We start from the raw sequence: 18491 nt of genomic DNA on the forward strand, positions 1-18491 counted from the left end.
ATCCGGGATTTAACGGCCTGTTTACCATAAGCGGCGACAGTCTACGGCAAGCTCGTCCGGGTCCTGTGTAGCCGTGTTCCGACCGGGGCGAAGAAAAATGCTGGCGCGGCCCGCGCCCCCAACATGGGTTTGAGAGGCAGTTCATGTCCTGGAACGCGCGACATCGCAGTGAACGCGGCCTTCCGCAGGAAGATGGCTACGGGCGCGAGGCGCAGGGTGAGCCGGAAAGCTGGTACGAGCCGCGGCGCCGGGCACCGGCCGCCGAGCCGCAGCGCGGAGACCGGGCGAGGGCGCGCGAGCAGCTCAACGATGTCGCCGATGCCCTGGGCCGCCTGATGGACGCGCCGCAGCCGGCCGCCGCCGGCAACCGCCAGGCGCGCCGCGCCGCCGCCGCCCGCGCCCGCAACGAACGCCCCGCCGCTCCCGCCGCGGCGCCCTCCGGTTCACCTGCCGGATCGCGCAGCGGCCGGATCGAGGCCGTGCTGAGCGCGCTGGACCGGCTGGACCGCCGGGTCGAGGACATGTCCCACGAGGCGGAAGCCGAGCAGCGCAGCATGCGGCCGGCCAGGGCCGCTGCAGCCCACGCTCAGGCTCCGACCCGTGCGTCGCGCCGTCCCGCGCCGCCGCAGGCCCGCGACGAGTGGAACGCGGACTGGCGCGACGAGGCCTATGATGCCCCGCGCGATGCGCGCCGCGAGGCCGGTTACGACACGCGTCATGCCGCTGCCTGTGACGAGCGCGAGCCGGACTACGACGACCGGCCGCACGAGAGCTACGACGATGCCCGCCAGGCGGCCGCCGCCCCGCGCGGCGACTGGCGCGAGGCGCACGAGGACGACTACCGCCGTCCGTCGGCCTGGCGCGAGGAGCGCGCCGAAGAGGACCTGCGCCCGCTGATCCGCGATCTCGCCCAGCGGGTCGACCGCGCCTCCGGTGCCCGCGACGACCAGCTCGGCGTGCTCCGCCGCGAGATCGCCGACCTGCGCGGTTTCCTGACCCAGAGCCTGCGCGCCGAGCGCGAGCGTGTCGCCTCCCGCGATACCGGCGAGATGCGCCGCCTGTCGGATGCGGTGGAGCGCCTGCGTGCCGACCGCGGCGATATGCGGCTCGTTCGCGAGGTCCGGGCCGAGATTTCCGACCTGCGCTCGATGATCGGCCAGTCCAATGTCGAGGGCATGCTGCAGACGCTGGAAAGCGGCTACGCACACCTGGTGCAGCGCCTCGACGAGATGTCCCGCGACCGGCTGGAGCCGCGGCTGGTTGCCGATCTCGGCCGCCGTCTCGCCGATATCGAGGACGCCTTCCGCATCGTGCCGCGCGGCGATCAGCTCGCAGCGCTTGACGACCGCGTCGCCGATATCGGCCACCGGGTGGAGGAGCTGGTCCGCCGCAGCGGCGGTGCCGATCTCGACCTGCTGCGCGGCGAGATCCGCGCGGTGCGCGACCTCGTCGAGCGCTTCGACGTCGGCGACCTGCTCGCCGGCATCGACGAGCGCATGAGCGCGCTGTCGCAGCGTTTCGACACCATCGACCGGCTGGTCGAGGAGCAGCGCCATCTCGCCGAGCGGATGGGTGCCATCGAGCACCGGCTGCCGAAGTCCGGCGCCGTCGACCGGCTTCAGGATCGCCTGGAAGAGATCGCCAGCATGCTGGCGGACGACCGCAACACCCGCAACGACCCGCAGCTCGACGAGAAGCTGGGCGAGATCGCCGGCCGGCTGAAGCGGATCGAGAACGCGCGGCAGATGCCGCCCAGCTACGACGCGGCCTTCACGCTGCTGGAAAAGCGGCTCGCCGCCATCGACGGCAAGATCAACGCCCTCGACCGGCCGGACCGGGTGACGCTCGTCGCCGAAGGCCAGCAGGCCAGTATCGAGGCGGACCTGATCGCGCGCCTCGAGGCCGGCATCGCCAATCTCAACGAGCGCTTCGACGCGGGCCGCACGTCCGCCGGTGGCGACGAGTTCGAGACCCTGCGCCGTGAGATCGCCTCGCTGCGCGACAGTGTTTCCCAGCCGGTTTCGGTGAACGACCTGGAAGCGCAGCTGCGCGACCTTGCCGAGGCGGTGAACCGCGGGGCGGCCAGCGACGACGCGGCGGTGCTGTCGCAGGTCGAGGACAAGATCGCGGCGCTTGCCGCAAAGCTCGATGCGGCCGACAGCGGCTTTGCCCGTCTCGGCGAGATCCAGAACGCGCTGCAGTCGGGTGGGGCAGGGGGCGGCGATGTCGCCCAGGCCCTGCGCGGCGACCTCCACCGCCTGATGGAGGCAGCGACCAGCTCCGAGCGCCGGGCGCGCGAGTCCATGGACAGCGTCCAGGACGTGCTGGCCTCGATCAATAACCGCCTGATGGCGCTGGAGCAGGACACCCGCGTCGCCATGATGCCGGCCCCGGGGCCGGAGGACGACCGTCCGCTGGAGCCGGGCTCGGGCAAGCCGCGCGTGCGCCAGCAGGCGCAGCCGCGCATGGACGCGCCCGTGATGCCGCGTGCCGAGATGCCGTTCGCTGCAGCCGGGGCCGCTGCTCCGGTGCCGCCGCAGCGCCCGGCCGCCCGGCCGGCCGGTGCACGGCCCGCCGCGCCGATGGGGGCTGCGCGTACCGGCGCCCAGCCGCAGGACGGACGCGACCGCAAGGCGGACTTCATCGCGGCTGCCCGCCGCGCCGCGCAGGCGGCCAGCGAGGAGGCCAATGCCTCCGGCTCGGGCCTGTCCTTCGCGGGCCTTACGGGCTCGTCCTCGTCCGACGACAAGCCGCGCGCCAGCGCTGCCGGCTGGCTGCGCTCCAAGCTCGGCCGTGGCAAGGCCAAGGACAAGGACGCGCCGGAAGCCGTTGTCGCAGCCGAGGCGGTGGAGCCGCGGCCGCTGGCCGGCGACCGCCGCGAGGGCCCGCGTTCGGATGCCGCGCGCAGCCGCCGCGAGGAGCTGGCCGAGGACCTGCGGGCCGACATGCGTGCAGCCGATCCGGTCGAGGCCGAGGACGGCGCGACGGAAGACAAGGGCGGCCGCAGGCTGTTCTCCGCAGGCGGCCGTCGTGCCGTGATGCTGGCCGCCGCCGCGGTCATCATCGCCGTCGGCGCGCTGCAGATCTTCAAGCTGGTCTCGCCGTCCGAGAGCGATGTCGCGTCGCTGCAGACGCCGCCGACCATCGAGGCGACGGCCAATGTGCCGGCCCTCGCAAGCGCCGACACGGGCGCCGCTGCCGCCGGTGCCGCAACCGAGGCGCCAAGGGCACGGCAGCTCGCGAGCGAGGCGCCGCCCGAACAGGCATCGCCGCCGCCGGCTGCCACGTCCACGGCGGATGCCGGGATGAGCGGCATGGACATGCCGGACCTGGTGCAGGACGGCCCGGCCATGAGCACGGCCGACGTGCCGCCGGCAGGGGCGGAAGCCGCGCCTGCCTCCGAGCCGGGAACCGACCTTGCCTTTGCGCCGCCGGCGGTGTCCGGCAATGCCTTCTCGACCGCACCGGGCGCCATTCCCGGCATGATCCCCGGTGCGCAGTTCCAGACGCCGGGCAGCGCGCCGGCCTCGCTCGACCTTGCGTCCCGCACCACGGCGATGGCGCCGGCCGGTCCGGCTGCGGGTGCGGCCATCGGCGGCATTCCGGCCGAAGCCGGCCCCGTCGTCCTGCGTCAGGCGGCCGCCGGCGGCGATCCGGCAGCGCTGTTCGCGATCGCGGTCAACTATACGGAAGGCACCGGCGTCCAGCCGGACCTGAAGCAGGCCGCCAGCTACTACCGCAAGGCTGCCGATGCAGGTCTTGCGCCCGCCCAGTACCGCCTCGGCAGCCTGTACGAGAAGGGCCGCGGCGTGGAGAAGAACCTGGAGACGGCCCGCGACTGGTATCGCCGCGCCGCCGAGCAGGGCAATGCCAAGGCCGCGCACAATCTCGCGGTGCTCTACGCGGAGGGCCTGTCCGGCACGCCGGAGTTCAACGACGCCTCCTACTGGTTCAAGAAGGCCGCCAATTTCGGCCTCGCCGACAGCCAGTACAATCTCGGCATTCTCTATGCCCGCGGGCTCGGCCTCGAGAAGAACCTGGTCGAGAGCTACAAGTGGTTCGCCCTTGCCGCCCGCCAGGGCGACCGGGACGCCGGCAACAAGCGCGACGAGCTGGCCAACATGCTCTCCCGCGAGCAACTGGCCGAGGCCCGCATCGCCGTGGAGACCTGGAAGGAAGCCCCGCGCGCCCCTGCGGCGAACCAGGTGGAGTTCAACCCGGCCTGGTCGGTGCCCGCCGAAATCGAGGCGCCGCGCGCCAACGTGTCGCTGGACCCGCGCGAGATGGTGATGAACGCGCAGAAGCTGCTGGCCGAGCGCGGCTTCGATCCGGGCACGCCGGACGGCCAGATCGGGCCGCGCACCCGCGAGGCCGTGCGTGCCTTCCAGCAGGCCAACGGCCTGCCGGTCACCGGTGCGATCTCGGCCGATCTGGTGAAGGCGCTGGCCGGAGAGAACATCTGACCCGGCCGCCTGCCCGGTCGCTGGCGGACGCATTCAGGGAAAGGGACGGGCGCAGCCGCAAATGCGCCCGTTTCACGTTGACATAAGGGAAGCTGGCAGGCTTTATCCTTAGGAAAAGCATGGGCTTCCGGGGGCTGCGAACCTCAATCGCCACAGGCGTGGAACGCAGCGGGCCATTTCATCAACCACCACGCCGCCCGTCGGGGACGAGCGGCCACAAGCCGCCGGTGTGCCGTGCAAGTTTACCTGCCCATCGCCGAACTGCCGATCAACATGTTCATGGTGTTCGGGATGGGTGGTGCCGTCGGCTTCCTGTCGGGCCTGTTCGGTATCGGCGGCGGGTTCCTGCTGACGCCCCTGTTGATCTTCTCCGGCATCCCGCCGGCCATCTCCGTCGCCACCGTCACCACCCAGGTCGTCGCCTCCTCGACATCCGGCGTCGTCGCCTACTGGCGGCGCAAGATGATCGACTTCAAGCTCGCCTGGATGCTGCTGGTCGGCGGTGTCGTCGGCTCGGCGGTCGGCGTGTGGCTGTTCGGCATCCTGCAGACGCTCGGCCAGCTCGACCTGGTTATCTCGCTGTCCTACGTCACCTTTCTCAGCGCCATCGGCGGGCTGATGCTGTTCGAGTCCCTGCGCGCGATGGCGCGGCGACGGTCCGGCGCCAAGGTGACGGCGCGCCGGCCGGGGCAGCACAACTGGGTCCACGGCCTGCCGCTGAAGATGCGGTTCTACCGCTCGCGGCTTTACGTCAGCATCATCCCGATCATCGGGCTGGGCGCCATCATCGGCTTTCTGGGCACGATCCTGGGCATCGGCGGCGGCTTCATGATGGTGCCTGCGCTGATCTACCTTTTGCGGGTGCCGACCAACATCGTCATCGGCACCTCGCTGCTGCAGATCCTGGTGACCATGGCCGCGGCCACCGTGCTGCATGCTATGTCGACGCAATCGGTCGATATCGTGCTGGCCATGCTGTTGATGGTCGGCGGCGTCATCGGCGCGCAGTTCGGCGCGCGCATGGGGCAGAAGCTGCGCGGCGACCAGTTGCGCCTGCTGCTGGCGCTGCTGGTGCTCGGCGTCGGCGTGCGCTTTGCCGTCAATCTGCTGGTGCAGCCGGAAGAGCTCTACGCGGTCGATCCCGCGCCGATCCTGGAGCCGGCGCAATGACCGGCCGCCGCATCCTCCTGCCGGTCCTCGGCCTGTTCGCCGCTTTGACCGCGCAAGCGGGCGCGCCGGTGCGGGCGGAGAGCCTGACCGCAGCACTGTCGGCCGACGTGGTGCGGATCGAGTCCAACTATACCGGCACCAACATCGTCGTCTTCGGCGAGATCGCCCGCGACGCGGGAACGGTCGGCCGGCCCGACCCCTATGACATTGCGGTGGTCGTCTCCGGTCCGGAGAGCGACATCACCACCCGTCGCAAGGGGCGGTTCCTCGGGATCTGGGTCAACCGCGACGCCGAGGTCTTTGCCGATGTGCCGAGCTTCCTTGCTGTGCATACGACCCGGCCGCCGCACGAGCTCTCCTCGCGCGCGATCCTGGAAGAGCACCGGATCGGCCTGAACTTCCTCAACCTGCGGATTGCCCGTCCCTCGGACGTGCCGATCAGCGATCGCGACAATTTCCGCGCCGCCTTCCTGCGCCTGCGCCAGGCCAGCGGCCTTTATTCCGAGCGCCACGATGTCATCGACTTCCTCGGCAATTCGCTGTTCCGCACCTCGGTCGCGCTGCCGGCGAACATTCCCGTCGGCGACTACAAGGTGACGGCCTATCTGCTGCAGGGCGGCACGCTGCTGGCCGAGACGCAGATGCCGCTGCGCGTCGCCAAGACCGGCTTCGAGCAATACACCTATATTTTCGCGCATCAATATTCGGCAGCCTACGGTCTGCTGGCGGTGCTGCTGGCGGTGTTTACCGGCTGGCTGGCCGGAGTGATCTTCCGCCGCGACTGACACGTATTCGCGCAAAACACCCGCCAACAGCGGGACACAAGCGCGGAGGAGCACGTGGCAGCGACCAAACCAGACCTCACCCGTTTCGCGGCCCAGCCGGGCCCGGCTGTCGCCGTGCGGCTCGGCTATGCCGGGCTGCTCCCTTTCGTCTTCGCCGCGTTCTATCTCAGCTATGCAGCGATACCGGGCGTCCAGCCGCCCTTCGTCGAGCCGACAGCCCATGCGGCGGCGATCTATGGCGCGGTGATCCTGTCGTTCCTTGGCGGCGTGCGCTGGGGCATCGCCATGGCCGGACGCCAGCGGGGCATGCGCGAATTCGTGCTGTCGGTGTTGCCGTCGCTGCTGGGCTGGGGCGCCGCGCTCCTGCCGCCGGTTGCGGCAATGGTGGTGCTGGCGGGCGGGTTCCTGATGCAGGCGGGTTGGGACCAGCGGGCCGCAGCCACGGGTTCCCTGCCGCTGTGGTATGCGACGTTGCGCAGGCGGCTCAGCGTGGTGGTCACCGTGGCGCTGCTGGTGGCGGCTGCCGGCTTGCTGATGGGCCGCGTGGCGTAAGGGGATCAGTCGGAAACGAGACGGGTGGCGGTAAAGGGATAAAGCCGGCCATCGCCGAGCATGAAGACGGAAAACTCGCGGGCCGGGAAATACGGGCCCCAGGCGGTGTCGAGAACGTTGAGCCCACCGGTGAACACCCCGAAGGCGGGCAGCACCAGCCGGGTTCCGTCGGTGGCAAAGCACGGGCGGCGCACGCTGCGGCCGTAGCGGCGGATGCGGGCAGCCGGATGCAGGTGTCCGGCGATCTCGCCCGGAGGGGCGCCGTCCTGCGGCTCGTGGCGGAACAGGAGGCCGCCGAGTGCGATTTCGTCCACCGTCTCGCCGCACAGCCCGACCGGCGCGATGGGGTCGTGGTTGCCGGTCACCCAGATCCACTCGCGGCCGAGCTGCAGCGTCGTCAGCATCGCCCGGTAGGAGGCGGGCAGGCGGTCGGAGCCCTCGCCGTCGTGGAAACTGTCGCCGAGCGCGATGACGCGGGTCGGCTGGAAGGCATCGATGGCCTCGGCCAGTTTTTCCAGCGTCGCGGCGGTATCGTAAGGGGGGAGCATCAGGCCCTTGCGGGCGAAGGACGAGCCTTTTTCGAAATGCAGGTCGGCTACGACGAGCGTGTTCTCGTCCGGCCACCACATGGCACCGCTGTCGTGAAGGCCGACGATTTCGCCCGCGATGGAGATGTCATGGCAAACGGGTGCAAAGCGTCGCACCTCGTTGCGGGCAAGAAACGGCCTCACTCCATAGCCTCCTTGACCAGATCGCCTGCGGCCCCTGCGAGAAGCGCTTCCTGCGCCTCGCCGAACACGGGTTCCTTGCCGATTTCCAGCATCACCGGAACGGCAAGCGGCGAAACCCGCGCAAGGGAAGTATGCGCGATTCGCCCCCGAATTCGGGCAAGAAGTTCGCCCAATCTGGAGATATCCAGAAGTCCTGTCGCCGCATCCGCGAAAGTCGCCTGCAGCAGAATGTGATCCGGCTCGTGCCGGCGCAGAACGTCATAGATCAGATCGGCGGAGACCGTAACCTGCCGGCCGTTTTTTTCCTGGCCTGGAAACCGGCGCTCGATCAGTCCGGCGATGACCGCGCAGGTGCGGAAGGTGCGCTTCATCAGGCTGGATTCCGCCAGCCAGGCGTCGAGATCGTCGCCCAGCATGTCCTCGTCGAACAGCTCGTCGAGTGACAATTGGCCGCGTGCGATCAGGGCGTCGAGATCGCCCAGCCCCCACACGGCCAGCGCGTAGTCGTTGGCGACGAAGCCCATCGGATGGGCGCCCAGCCGCTCCAGCCGCCGCGTCAGCAGCATGCCGAGCGTCTGGTGGGCAAGCCGCCCCTCGAACGGGTAGCAGACGAGATAGTGCTTGTCGGAACGCGGGAAGGTCTCGACCAGCAGCCCGTCGGGCTGCGGCAGGGCGGAGCGCAGTTTCTGGATCTCCAGCCACTCGCGCACCTGGTGGGGCAGGGCCTGCCAGCTGGCCGGATCGGCGAGCATCGCCCGCACGCCGGCGGCGAGATACGTGGACAGCGGAAACTTGCCGCCCTGATAGGAGGGGACCTTCGGCGCCTCGGCGCGGGCGCGCGAGACATAGGCCTCGTTCTCGCGCAGGCCTTCGAAGCGCAGGATCTCGCCGGCGAACAGGAACGTGTCGCCGAGGGCGAGCTGCTCGACGAACCACTCCTCCATCTCGCCGAGCATGCGTCCGCCGCGTCCGATCGGCGTGCGCCGTCCTTCCGACTTGGAGCGCACAAGCCGCACCTTGAGCATCGGCGCCTCGACGATGGTGCCGACATTCAGCCGGTACTGCTGGGCGATCTTGGGATGCGACAGGCGAAAGCGGCCGTCCGGTTGCCGCTTCAGCCGCGCATAGCGGTCGTAGGTCCGCAGCGCATAGCCGCCGGTCGCCACGAAATCGATCACCTGCTCGAACCGCTCCCAGGTCAGCTCGCGGTAGGATTCGGCCGAACGGATCTCGTCGAACAGCTCCAGCGGATCGAACGGACCGGCGCAGGCGCAGCCGAGCACGTGCTGGGCCAGCACGTCGAGCGCGCCCTTGCGCAGCGGCGGCGTGTCCTGCCGGCCGGCCCGCGAGGCATCGAGCGCGGCCTTGCACTCCAGCACCTCGAAGCGGTTGGCCGGCACCAGGATTGCGCGCGAGGGCTCGTCCATCCGGTGGTTGGCGCGGCCGATGCGCTGGGCGAGGCGGCTGGCCCCCTTCGGCGCGCCGACATTGATGACGAGGTCGACATCGCCCCAGTCGATACCGAGGTCGAGCGAGGAGGTGCAGACGATGGCGCGCAAGGCGCCCGAAGCCATCGCCGCTTCGACCTTGCGCCGCTGGCCGACATCGAGCGAGCCGTGATGCAGGGCGATCGGCAGGTTGTCCTCGTTGGCGTGCCACAGCGCCTGGAACAGCATCTCGGCCTGCGAGCGCGTGTTGACGAAGACGAGCGAGGTCCGGTGCTGCGAGATGATCCGGTAGATGTCGGGCACCGCATGACGGGCCGAATGCCCGGACCAGGGCAGCCGCTCGTCGCTGTCGAGGATGGTGATGTCCGGCTCCGCGCCGCCGGCGACCGTGACGACGTCGGCAAGGGCGCGGGGGGCGTCCTCGCTCTGCGGCACCAGCCAGGCGCGCAGCTCGTCCGGTTCGGCGACCGTTGCCGACAGGCCGATGGTGCGAAGCGAGGGCGCGATCCGTCGCAGCGCGGCAAGACCGAGGGCGAGCAGGTCGCCGCGCTTGGAGGTCACCAGCGCGTGCAACTCGTCGAGGATCACCGTGTCGACGTCGGCGAGCATCTCGCGCCCCTGCGCGTCCGACAGGAGCAGGGCGATCTGCTCCGGCGTCGTCAGCAGGATGTCCGGCGGGACCTGCTTCTGCCGCTGCCGCTTGTGGGCGGGCGTGTCGCCGGTGCGGGTCTCGATGCGGATGTCGAGGCCGATCCCTGCGACGGGGGCTTCGAGGTTGCGGGCGATGTCCACCGCCAGCGCCTTCAGCGGCGAGACGTACAGCGTGTGGACGCCCCGGCGCGACCCGGCCGAACCGGGCTTGCGGCGCGGGCGCTCGGACAATGCGACGAGGCTGGGCAGGAAGCCGGCCAGCGTCTTGCCCGCGCCCGTCGGGGCGATCAGGAGCACCGAGCGGCGCGAGCGGGCCGTCTCCAGCAGCTCGAGCTGATGCGCGCGCGGGCTCCAGCCGCGGCTTTCGAACCAGCGGGAGAAGCGTTCCGGCAGAAGGGGTGGGGCTGCGGCATCCATCGGCTTCAGAGATAGTTGTTCCTTGTCTGTTCGTCGAGCCGGGGATGCATTTCCAATCCGCCCGAACACTCCTACATAGGGAGGATGATGCGTGAGGCCTCCTCTTCAGCCGGAACGACCGGCGGCGACGTGCTGACCCTGACGGCGGAAGGGCTCTATTGTCCCGCCGGCGGGTTTCACATCGATCCCGTGCGGCCCGTCGAGCGCGCGTTGGTGACCCACGGCCATGCCGACCACGCGCGCCCCGGCAACGGCGCGGTGATGGCCTCGCGCGAGACGCTCGACATCATGGCGATCCGCTACGGCGAGGATTTCACCGGCACCCGCCAGGAGGCCGTGCCGGGCGAAGCGATCCGGATCGGCGACGTCTCCGTTTCCTTCCATCCGGCCGGCCATGTGCTCGGCTCCATGCAGGTGAAGATCGAGACCGCGAAGGGCACGCGCGTCGTGGTGTCAGGCGATTACAAGCGCCAGGCGGACCCGACCTGCGCCCCCTTCGAGCCGCTGGCCTGCGATGTCTTCGTCACCGAGGCGACCTTCGGCCTGCCGGTCTTCCGCCATCCGCCGGTCGCCGAGGAGATCGGCAAGCTGCTGAAAAGCCTGTCGTTGTTCGACGGGCGCACGCATCTGGTCGGCGCCTATTCGCTCGGCAAGGCGCAGCGGGTGATCGCGGAACTGCGGGCCGCCGGCTACGAGCGCACGATCTACCTGCACGGGGCGCTGGAGCGGCTTTGCAGCTACTATCAGGCGCAAGGGATCGATCTGGGCACGCTGGAGCCGGTCGGGCGGCGGGCGAAGGAGCTGGCCGGCGAGATCGTGCTGTGCCCGCCGGGCCAGCTTGCCGACCGCTGGGCCCGGCGCTTCGGCGATCCGGTGACGGCGGTCGCCAGCGGCTGGGTGCGGGTGCGCGCCCGCGCCCGCCAGCGCGGCGCCGAGCTGCCGCTGGTGATCTCCGACCATGCCGACTGGGATGACTTGCGGGAAACCGTGGCGGAGACCGGGGCCGGCGAGATATGGGTTACGCACGGCGCCGAGGAGGCCCTCGTCCACTGGTGCCGGCAACAGGGGCTGGCCGCCCGTCCGCTCAACCTCATCGGCTATGGCGACGAGGGCGATGCGGCCGAGCCGGCAGGTAACGTCGAGGCGGCGGACAGGGCCGCGGGAATCGGGAGCACGACATGAGCGAAGAGCATCGGGAACCGGACGGCCTGACGGAGCCGGACGAGGGCTATGACGAAGAGCTGCTCGACCTGTTCGACGACTATCGCGAGGCCTTCGAGGACTACGACGCGGAAGCCGTGGCCGACTGCTTCGCCTATCCGGCGGTGATCTGGCAGTTCGGCAAGGGCAACGTCTTCCAGGACGACGAGGAACTGCTCGAAAACATCGAGAAGCTGTTCGCCGCGCTGGAGAAGGAAGGGGTGGTGGCCTCGGCCTTCGACATTCTCTCCGCCCATGTGGAAGGCGATGCCGCCATGGCGACGCTCACCTGGACCCAGTCGGATGCCGACGGCGAGGCTGTGATCGAGTTCACCTGCCACTATCACCTGATCTACGACGGCGATGCCTGGCGGATCGCCATGATCGTCAACGAGCCCTGAGGAACCCGTAGAGGACTAATGCAGCGTTTCGCCGCCCTGTTGGACAGGCTGTCCTTCGAGCCGCGCCGGTCCGCCAAGCTCGCGCTGATGACGGATTACTTCCGCAGCGAGACGGACCCGGCGCGCGGGCTGGCGCTTGCCGCGCTGACCGGTGGTCTCAGCTTCCGCCATGCCAAGCCGGCGATGCTGCGGGCGCTGGTCGCCGAGCGGGTCGATCCGCACCTCTTCGAGCTCTCCTATGATTTCGTCGGCGATCTGTCCGAGACCATCGCGCTGATCTGGCCGGCGGCGGCGGGCGAAGAGACGGCTGCGCCGGACCTGCCGGAGGTGGTGGAGCGGCTGCAGCAGGCAGGGCGCGGCGAAGCGCCTGGCATGATCGCCGGATGGCTGGACGCGCTCGACGAAACCGGCCGCTGGGCGCTGTTGAAACTGGTCACCGGAGGCCTGCGCGTCGGTGTCTCCGCGCGCCTCGCCAAGACCGCGGTCGCGGCTCTTGGATCGCTGCAGCCGGACGACATCGAACAGGTCTGGCACGGGCTTTCGCCGCCCTATTACGGATTGTTCGCCTGGGCGCTGGGCGAGGGCGAGCAACCGCAGACCGACGATCCGGTGCCGTTCCGCCCGGCCATGCTGGCGCATCCGCTGGAAGCGCGCGACATGGAGGTGCTGGACACCGCGGACTTCGCGGCCGAGTGGAAGTGGGACGGCATCCGCGTGCAGGCAGCCGTGTCGGCGGGGCGCGACGGGCGGTTGCGCCGACGGCTCTACAGCCGGACGGGCGACGACATTTCGGGGGCGTTTCCCGATCTGGTCGAGACGCTCGACTTCGATGCCGCGCTCGACGGCGAGTTGCTGGTGGTCATCGACGGCAAGGTGCAGAGCTTCAACGCCCTGCAGCAGCGCCTCAACCGCAAGACCGTCCCGGCCAAGATGATGCGCGAGCTGCCGGCTGCGATCCGGGCCTACGACCTGCTGGCGCTGGGTGGCGAGGATCTGCGCGAGCGTCCGTTTCGCGAGCGCCGGGCGATGCTGGAAGAGTTTCTGAAGCAGCTCGATCATCCGCGCATCGACCTGTCGCCGCTGGTGCCATCGCCCGACTGGGCGGCGCTGACGCGCGCCCGCGAGGCGCCGGCCGATCATCACGAAGGCGAGGATGCGGCCGCCATCGAAGGCCTGATGCTAAAGCGCTGGGACGCGCCCTACGTGTCGGGCCGGCCCAAGGGGCAGTGGTACAAGTGGAAGCGCGATCCTTTCCGCGTCGACGCGGTGCTGATGTATGCGCAGCGCGGCCACGGCAAGCGCTCGTCCTACTACTCCGACTACACGTTCGGCGTCTGGAGGGAGGGCGAGGAGGGCGCGGAGCTGGTGCCGGTCGGCAAGGCCTATTTCGGCTTCACCGACGAGGAGCTGCTGGAGATCGACCGCTTCGTGCGCCAGAACACGATCAATCGCTTCGGTCCGGTGCGCGAGGTTCGCCACGAGCCGCAGACCGGCCTGGTGATCGAGGTCGCCTTCGAGGGGCTCAACCGCTCCACCCGCCACAAGTCGGGGGTCGCCATGCGCTTTCCGCGGGTGGCGCGGCTGCGCTGGGACAAGCCGCCGGCGGAGGCGGACCGCATCGAGGCGCTGCTGGCCCTGCTACCGCAGGACGAGGCCACGGCGATACGTTGATATTGCCGTGTGGTTGCCCGAGGTCACTTGATTGCCGGGCCGTCCCGTCGCAGGGTGCCTCGCGACGATTACCGAGCGAGGTCCGCACCGTATGCAACGTGTCATCGACTACTATTACACCCACGCGTCCCCCTGGGCCTATCTGGGCCATGCCGCCTTCCTGGAGATGGCGGACAAGCAGGGCTACGCCGTGCGCTTCCGTCCGGTGTCGCTGGCGGCGGTGTTTCCCGAGACAGGCGGTCTGCCGCTGGCCCGCCGCCATCCGGTGCGCCAGGCCTATCGCCTCATCGAGCTGCAGCGCTGGCGTGCGCATCGCAAGGTGCCGCTGACGCTCCAGCCCGCGTATTTTCCGGTCAATCCGGATCTTGCCGACCGGATCGCCCTGGCGCTGGCCATCGACGGCGGCCCGGTCGCGGCCTACACGCAGGCGGTATTCGAGGCTCTTTGGGTGAACGAGAAGGACATCGCCGACGAGGCGGTGCATGTCGCGATCCTGACCGGGCTCGGGCTGGACCCGGCGGCGGTGATCGCCCATGCCGGCGAGAAGACGATCGTCGATCGCTACGAGGAGCACCAGTCGGAGGCGATTGCCGGCGGCGTGTTCGGCTCGCCGAGCTACGTGCTCAACGGCGAGGTGTTCTGGGGCCAGGACCGGCTTGCGCTGCTGGAAGAGGCCCTTGTGAGCGGTCGCCCGCCCTACGAGCAGCCGTAACAGGCGCGGCGCGACGCCGCGCTTTCGCCACGTCGGCGCGTCATGATGGCAGCCGGCCCAGACTTGCGGAGAGCGACATGAAGCGGATAGCGATTTGCCTTGCCCTGATCGGTGCCATGGTGCCGGCCGCCGGGCTGGCCCAGTCGTCGGCCGGGTCGGGCGACCGTCCCGATGCGGATCCGGACCGCTATGTCCTCTCGCCCGCCGGCGAGAGTTTCCTGCGGCTCGACCGCCAGACCGGCCGCATCTCTCAGTGCCTCAAGCGCGACGAGGCCTGGCGCTGCGTTCTGGTGCCGGACGTCCAGATCGTGCTGGAAGAGGAGATCGCCCGCCTGTCCGGGGAGGTGGCGAGCCTGCGTGCGGAAAACCGCCGGCTGGCGGAAAAGGCCGGCGAGCCGCCGGCTGCCGAGGGGCCTGCGCCCCCGGCGCCCGAGCGTCACAGCCTGACGCCTGAGGAGGAGAAGGACATCGACCGCGCGATGGACTTCACCGAAAAGGCGATGCGCCGCTTCTTCGGCATGATGAAGACGCTGCGCCAGGAGTTCGACAGCTTCGCCGAGTAGGCGCTGCCGCTTCCCCCTGGCGCAATCGAGACAGCGTCAGTGCTTCAGCACGGCCTTGATGATGCCGCTGCGGACATCGTCCTCCAGCTTTACCGCCTTGCGGGTCTTCAGGTTCATCGCCAGCGCGACCACGTCGCAGACGGCCGCCAGCCGCAGGGTACGTGCCTCGAAGAGGTAATGGCGGAATGAGAAAGTGGAGGTCGACGCGCCGGTGAGCCCGCTCATCGTCACCGCCGGCTCGCCCATCTTCAGAGGGCTCGCCCAGACCAGCTTCATTTCCACTGCCACCCGCCCGTAGTCGCGGGCCTCCAGCCAGGCTTCGGTCATCGGCGTGCGGTTCCACAGATGCGAGGCCGCATCGCTGAAGCAGCCGACGGCAAAACCGTCCTCCGCCCGTCCGTCCGGTCCGGCATGGCGCGGCAGGACGGTGGCGCGGTTGGTCACCGTGGCACCGGCCGCCTCGATCTGGCGCGCGGTCATCGACAGGGTCTCGGGCGTCGTCGGCAGGCTGCGCGGCAGGGCGGCATCCGGCATCGGCGCCGCAGCATCCTCGAACCGGCGGCGCAGCTCGCGCGCCACCTGGTCCGACGGGGCGTAGCCGTCCACCGCCGTGGCGGCGATGGCGCCGTCGATGGTGCGCCGCAGCTGGTGCACGACCGTCAGCATGTAGGGGCCGTCGAAGGCGATATGGCTGGTCATCACCAGCGTGTCGCCGGAATAGAGCTCTGCGTGATAACGCACGTGGCGGGCGCGGCGAACGCCGGCGACCGCGTCGCTCAGGCCGGTGAGCAGACGGAACTGCCGGTCGGCCTCGTCGAAGCGCGACAGGTAGAACTGGACGTTGAGATGGTCGTTTTCATCGCATTCCCAGCAATTGACGAAAGACAGCAATGTCTCGAAGGCGGGCATGGGCGGCGTCTCGGTGGCTCTAGGATGGGGGATGGGGCCCGGACGGGAAAGGCGGTCAGGCGGTGGCCAGGCTGCGGTTCAGGAAGGCATCAATGGCCCGGTTGCTCTCCCGGGCAATCTCAAGATCGAAATGCTGGAAAACGTGACAGCCGCCCGGATGGACGGCGATTTCGGCTGCATTGCCCGCCGCGACCCAGCGGGCATGCATGAACAGCGTGTCGTCGAGCAGCGGGTCGGCGCTGCCGACGACGAAATGCGCCGGCACCATACCGCCAAGATCGGCAAGCAGCGGCGAGATGTCGGGTTCTGCCGCATCGTGGCCGTGCGACAGATAGTGGCGCACGAACATCTTGAGGTCGCGGGTGTTGAGCACCAGCTTGGCGGCGCCCCAGTTGCGGGCGCTCGGGGTCAGCCGCAGGTCGAAGCAGCCGCAGGTGAACACGGCGGCGCCGAAGCGCGCCGGCAGGTCGGAGCGACCGCGCAGCCGCAACAGCACCGAAGCCGCCAGATTGGCGCCGGCCGATTCGCCGCCTATGGCGAAGCGGTTGCCGCCGAACAGGTTTTCGCCCTCGCTCAGCAGCCAGGCCGCCGCCGCTTCGCAGTCGTCGGGCCCTTGCGGATACGGATGCTCGGGAGCCAGCCGATACTCGCAGGAGACAGCGGTCAGGCCGGTGGCTTCCGCAAGCTCTGAAAGGCGGGGATCCTGTTCATCCGCCGCGCCCAACGTCCAGCCGCCGCCATGCAGATGCAGGTAGGCCCCGGTGGACGGGCGCGTCTTCGGTGCCAGGATCCGCAGGCGCACATCGCCATGGGGCCCCGGGACGGCGATCTCCCGCGCATCGGGCGAGCGGGGCGCGAGCGGGAAGGGGCCGAGCCCTTGCGCGCGCCTTTCGCGCACCACCGCGGGCGGATAGGACCACTGGTCCGGCAACAGCGTCAGGCGCCGTTGCAGGTCCTTGTTGAAGGCCAGCGTTTCGGCGGATGCCGGACCGAAAGGCGTGTGGGAAGATTCGTCTTCGGCCATGTCGCCGGGCGCCTCGTCTACCAGTCGTGCCTGAAGGGAAGGTTCGCGCGACAAGGCTAGTCGTATGACAACCTCCTGCCAAGCCCCAACCCACTAAACTGCTTGATCTATCGGCAAAAAGTGGTTTCACGTCAGACCACTGCCTGCGGCGCGTCTTGCGTGCAGGGCCGGTCGGCGGCATACTTCGCCGCCGTGGCGAGGCGGATGGAACCATGCGGCAGAGCTATCGCAATCCGATCTTCGAGACCTGGACCTTCGAGGACGACGGCCTGGACCTGCGCCAGCGCATGGGACGGCTGATGGTCGCGACGTCCGGCCAGCGCTTCTACGGCATCGGCCGCAGCCTCGGTGGATGGCTCGCCGAGCAGAACGCCCGCGACGGCGAGCTTTCCGTTTTTCTCCGGCACACCTCGGCATCGCTGACCATTCAGGAAAACGCCGATCCGGATGTGCAGGCTGACCTGCTGGACGCGCTGGCGCGGCTCGCGCCGGAGGACGCCGGCTGGCGTCACCGCTCGGAAGGGCCGGACGACATGCCCGCGCATGTAAAGACGATGCTCACCGGCGTCAGCCTGCGGGTGCCGGTGGTGGCCGGACGGCTGGATCTGGGAACCTGGCAGGAAGTCTATCTGGTCGAGCACCGGCGTGAAGCGCAGCAGCGCAGCCTGACGCTGCGCTATCTGGGCACCTGAGCGTCAGCCGGCAGCCTCCGGATCGTCCGCAAACTTGCGGCAGGCCGCGACGAGGGCGGCGACGATGCCCGGCTCGCTGGCCGCATGGCCCGCGTCCTCGATGATCCTGAGCTCCGCTTCCGGCCAGAGCTCCGCCAGATCGACGGCGTTCTTGGCCGGGGTCACCACGTCGTGCCGCCCGTGCACGATCACCGCCGGGATATGGCGGATCCGCCCGACATTGCGCAGCAACTCGTCGTCATGGGTGAAGAAGCCGCCGTTGACGAAATAATGCGTCTCGATGCGCGCGAAGGCGTGGGCGTAGTGCGGATCGGAGAAGGCCGCCTCGCGCGCCGGGTCGCGCAGCACGGAGAGGGTGGAGCCCTCCCACCGCGCCCAGCGGGTCGCCGCCTCGAACTGCATCGCCTCGTCCGTGCCGGTGAGCAGCCGATGATAGGCGGAGATCATGTCGCTGCGCTCGTCCTCCGGGATGAGGTCGCGGAACGGCGCGAAAAGGTCGGGATAGAGCCAGCTCGCGCCTTCCTGGTAGAACCACAGCAACTCGGCCCGCCGCAGCAGGAAGATGCCGCGCAGGACGAGCGAGGTGACCCGCTCGGGATGGGTTTGCGCATAGGCGAGCGCCAGCGTCGATCCCCAGGACCCGCCGAACACCTGCCAGCGATCGATGCCCAGGTGCTCACGCAGCTTTTCGATGTCGCCGACCAGATCCCAGGTGGTGTTCTCGCGCAGCTCCGAATGCGGCGTCGAGCGCCCGCAGCCGCGCTGGTCGAACAGCACGATCCGGTAGCGCGCCGGATCGTGAAAGCGGCGCATGATCTCGCCCGCGCCCCCGCCCGGCCCGCCATGCAGCATCACCACGGGAATGCCCTGAGGATTGCCGCATTCCTCGAAATAGATCGTGTGCAGCTCGCTGACGGCGAGCTGGCCGGTGCGATAGGGCTCGATCAAGGGGAAAAGCGCGTCTGTCATGGTCGGTATCCGTCTGCGCGGGAGGCGGGCAAGGGGCAAACGGTACCCTGAAGTGCCGTCCCTGTCGCCTGCGCGTGTCGAGCGCACCCGCAGTTCTCCCCGTGAAGTCGGCGAGGCCTGGCGTCGAGCACGC

Annotated in this window: 15 protein-coding genes; 10 read left to right on the forward strand and 5 right to left on the reverse strand. The window is 69.4% G+C overall.

The annotated features are described in order from the left end of the window. The first annotated feature begins 143 nt into the window (after positions 1-143). From BBX35_RS13780 to BBX35_RS13795, 4 genes are all read left to right on the forward strand, one after another. Positions 144-4463 (forward strand): peptidoglycan-binding protein, encoded by a 4320-nt coding sequence (locus BBX35_RS13780; protein WP_067221089.1) that lies wholly within the window; start codon positions 144-146, stop codon positions 4461-4463. Between the two features lie 234 nt (positions 4464-4697). After that, a complete protein-coding gene (locus BBX35_RS13785; protein WP_067221090.1) occupies positions 4698-5633 on the forward strand; it encodes a sulfite exporter TauE/SafE family protein in 936 nt (311 codons plus the stop codon). Beyond that, positions 5630-6418: a TIGR02186 family protein gene (locus tag BBX35_RS13790; protein WP_067221093.1), complete on the forward strand. Its 789-nt coding sequence runs from the start codon at positions 5630-5632 to the stop codon at positions 6416-6418. Before BBX35_RS13785 ends, BBX35_RS13790 begins: the two co-directional genes overlap by 4 nt. Positions 6419-6472: 54 nt before the next feature. Then, positions 6473-6970: a DUF3429 domain-containing protein gene (locus tag BBX35_RS13795; protein WP_067221095.1), complete on the forward strand. Its 498-nt coding sequence runs from the start codon at positions 6473-6475 to the stop codon at positions 6968-6970. A 5-nt stretch (positions 6971-6975) separates the two neighbouring features. On the opposite strand, the gene pdeM is transcribed toward BBX35_RS13795, so the two are convergent. After that, on the reverse strand, positions 6976-7701 hold the full coding sequence (pdeM, locus tag BBX35_RS13800) for a ligase-associated DNA damage response endonuclease PdeM (protein WP_067221098.1): 726 nt from the start codon (positions 7699-7701) through the stop codon (positions 6976-6978). Further along, positions 7698-10217: a ligase-associated DNA damage response DEXH box helicase gene (locus BBX35_RS13805; protein WP_067221100.1), complete on the reverse strand. Its 2520-nt coding sequence runs from the start codon at positions 10215-10217 to the stop codon at positions 7698-7700. Before BBX35_RS13805 ends, pdeM begins: the two co-directional genes overlap by 4 nt. A gap of 87 nt (positions 10218-10304) precedes the next feature. On the opposite strand from BBX35_RS13805, the gene BBX35_RS13810 reads away from it, so the two are divergent. The 5 genes from BBX35_RS13810 to BBX35_RS13830 all read left to right on the forward strand — a co-directional run bounded on the left by BBX35_RS13810 (position 10305) and on the right by BBX35_RS13830 (position 14764). Beyond that, on the forward strand, positions 10305-11399 hold the full coding sequence (locus BBX35_RS13810) for a ligase-associated DNA damage response exonuclease (protein ID WP_067221605.1): 1095 nt from the start codon (positions 10305-10307) through the stop codon (positions 11397-11399). Then, positions 11396-11818, forward strand: a complete 423-nt coding sequence (locus tag BBX35_RS13815; protein ID WP_083206291.1) for a YybH family protein — start codon at positions 11396-11398, stop codon at positions 11816-11818. The genes BBX35_RS13810 and BBX35_RS13815 overlap by 4 nt, the downstream gene beginning before the upstream one ends. An 18-nt stretch (positions 11819-11836) precedes the next feature. Continuing rightward, the gene (locus tag BBX35_RS13820; RefSeq protein ID WP_067221102.1) at positions 11837-13489 is read left to right on the forward strand and encodes a cisplatin damage response ATP-dependent DNA ligase; all 1653 of its coding nucleotides are present in this window, start codon (positions 11837-11839) and stop codon (positions 13487-13489) included. A 91-nt stretch (positions 13490-13580) separates the two neighbouring features. Next, positions 13581-14201, forward strand: a complete 621-nt coding sequence (locus tag BBX35_RS13825; RefSeq protein ID WP_067221105.1) for a 2-hydroxychromene-2-carboxylate isomerase — start codon at positions 13581-13583, stop codon at positions 14199-14201. 77 nt (positions 14202-14278) lie between these two features. Continuing rightward, the gene (locus BBX35_RS13830) at positions 14279-14764 is read left to right on the forward strand and encodes a hypothetical protein (protein ID WP_067221107.1); all 486 of its coding nucleotides are present in this window, start codon (positions 14279-14281) and stop codon (positions 14762-14764) included. Positions 14765-14800: 36 nt separating this feature from the next. On the opposite strand, the gene BBX35_RS13835 is transcribed toward BBX35_RS13830, so the two are convergent. Beyond that, a complete protein-coding gene (locus tag BBX35_RS13835; protein WP_067221110.1) occupies positions 14801-15673 on the reverse strand; it encodes an acyl-CoA thioesterase in 873 nt (290 codons plus the stop codon). 55 nt (positions 15674-15728) lie between these two features. Continuing rightward, positions 15729-16697, reverse strand: coding sequence for an alpha/beta hydrolase (locus BBX35_RS13840; RefSeq protein WP_067221113.1), 969 nt, complete (start codon positions 16695-16697; stop codon positions 15729-15731). Between the two features lie 212 nt (positions 16698-16909). On the opposite strand from BBX35_RS13840, the gene BBX35_RS13845 reads away from it, so the two are divergent. After that, positions 16910-17389, forward strand: a complete 480-nt coding sequence (locus BBX35_RS13845) for a secondary thiamine-phosphate synthase enzyme YjbQ (RefSeq protein ID WP_410176277.1) — start codon at positions 16910-16912, stop codon at positions 17387-17389. A gap of 3 nt (positions 17390-17392) precedes the next feature. Here BBX35_RS13845 and pip read toward each other — a convergent pair whose 3' ends face one another. Further along, positions 17393-18358 carry a prolyl aminopeptidase gene (pip, locus tag BBX35_RS13850; protein WP_067221116.1) on the reverse strand — a complete coding sequence of 322 codons (966 nt, stop codon included), beginning with the start codon at positions 18356-18358 and terminating at the stop codon, positions 17393-17395. Positions 18359-18491 lie beyond the last annotated feature (133 nt).

The organism is Stappia indica (genome assembly GCF_001696535.1).
Taxonomy (GTDB): Bacteria; Pseudomonadota; Alphaproteobacteria; order Rhizobiales; family Stappiaceae; genus Stappia; species Stappia indica.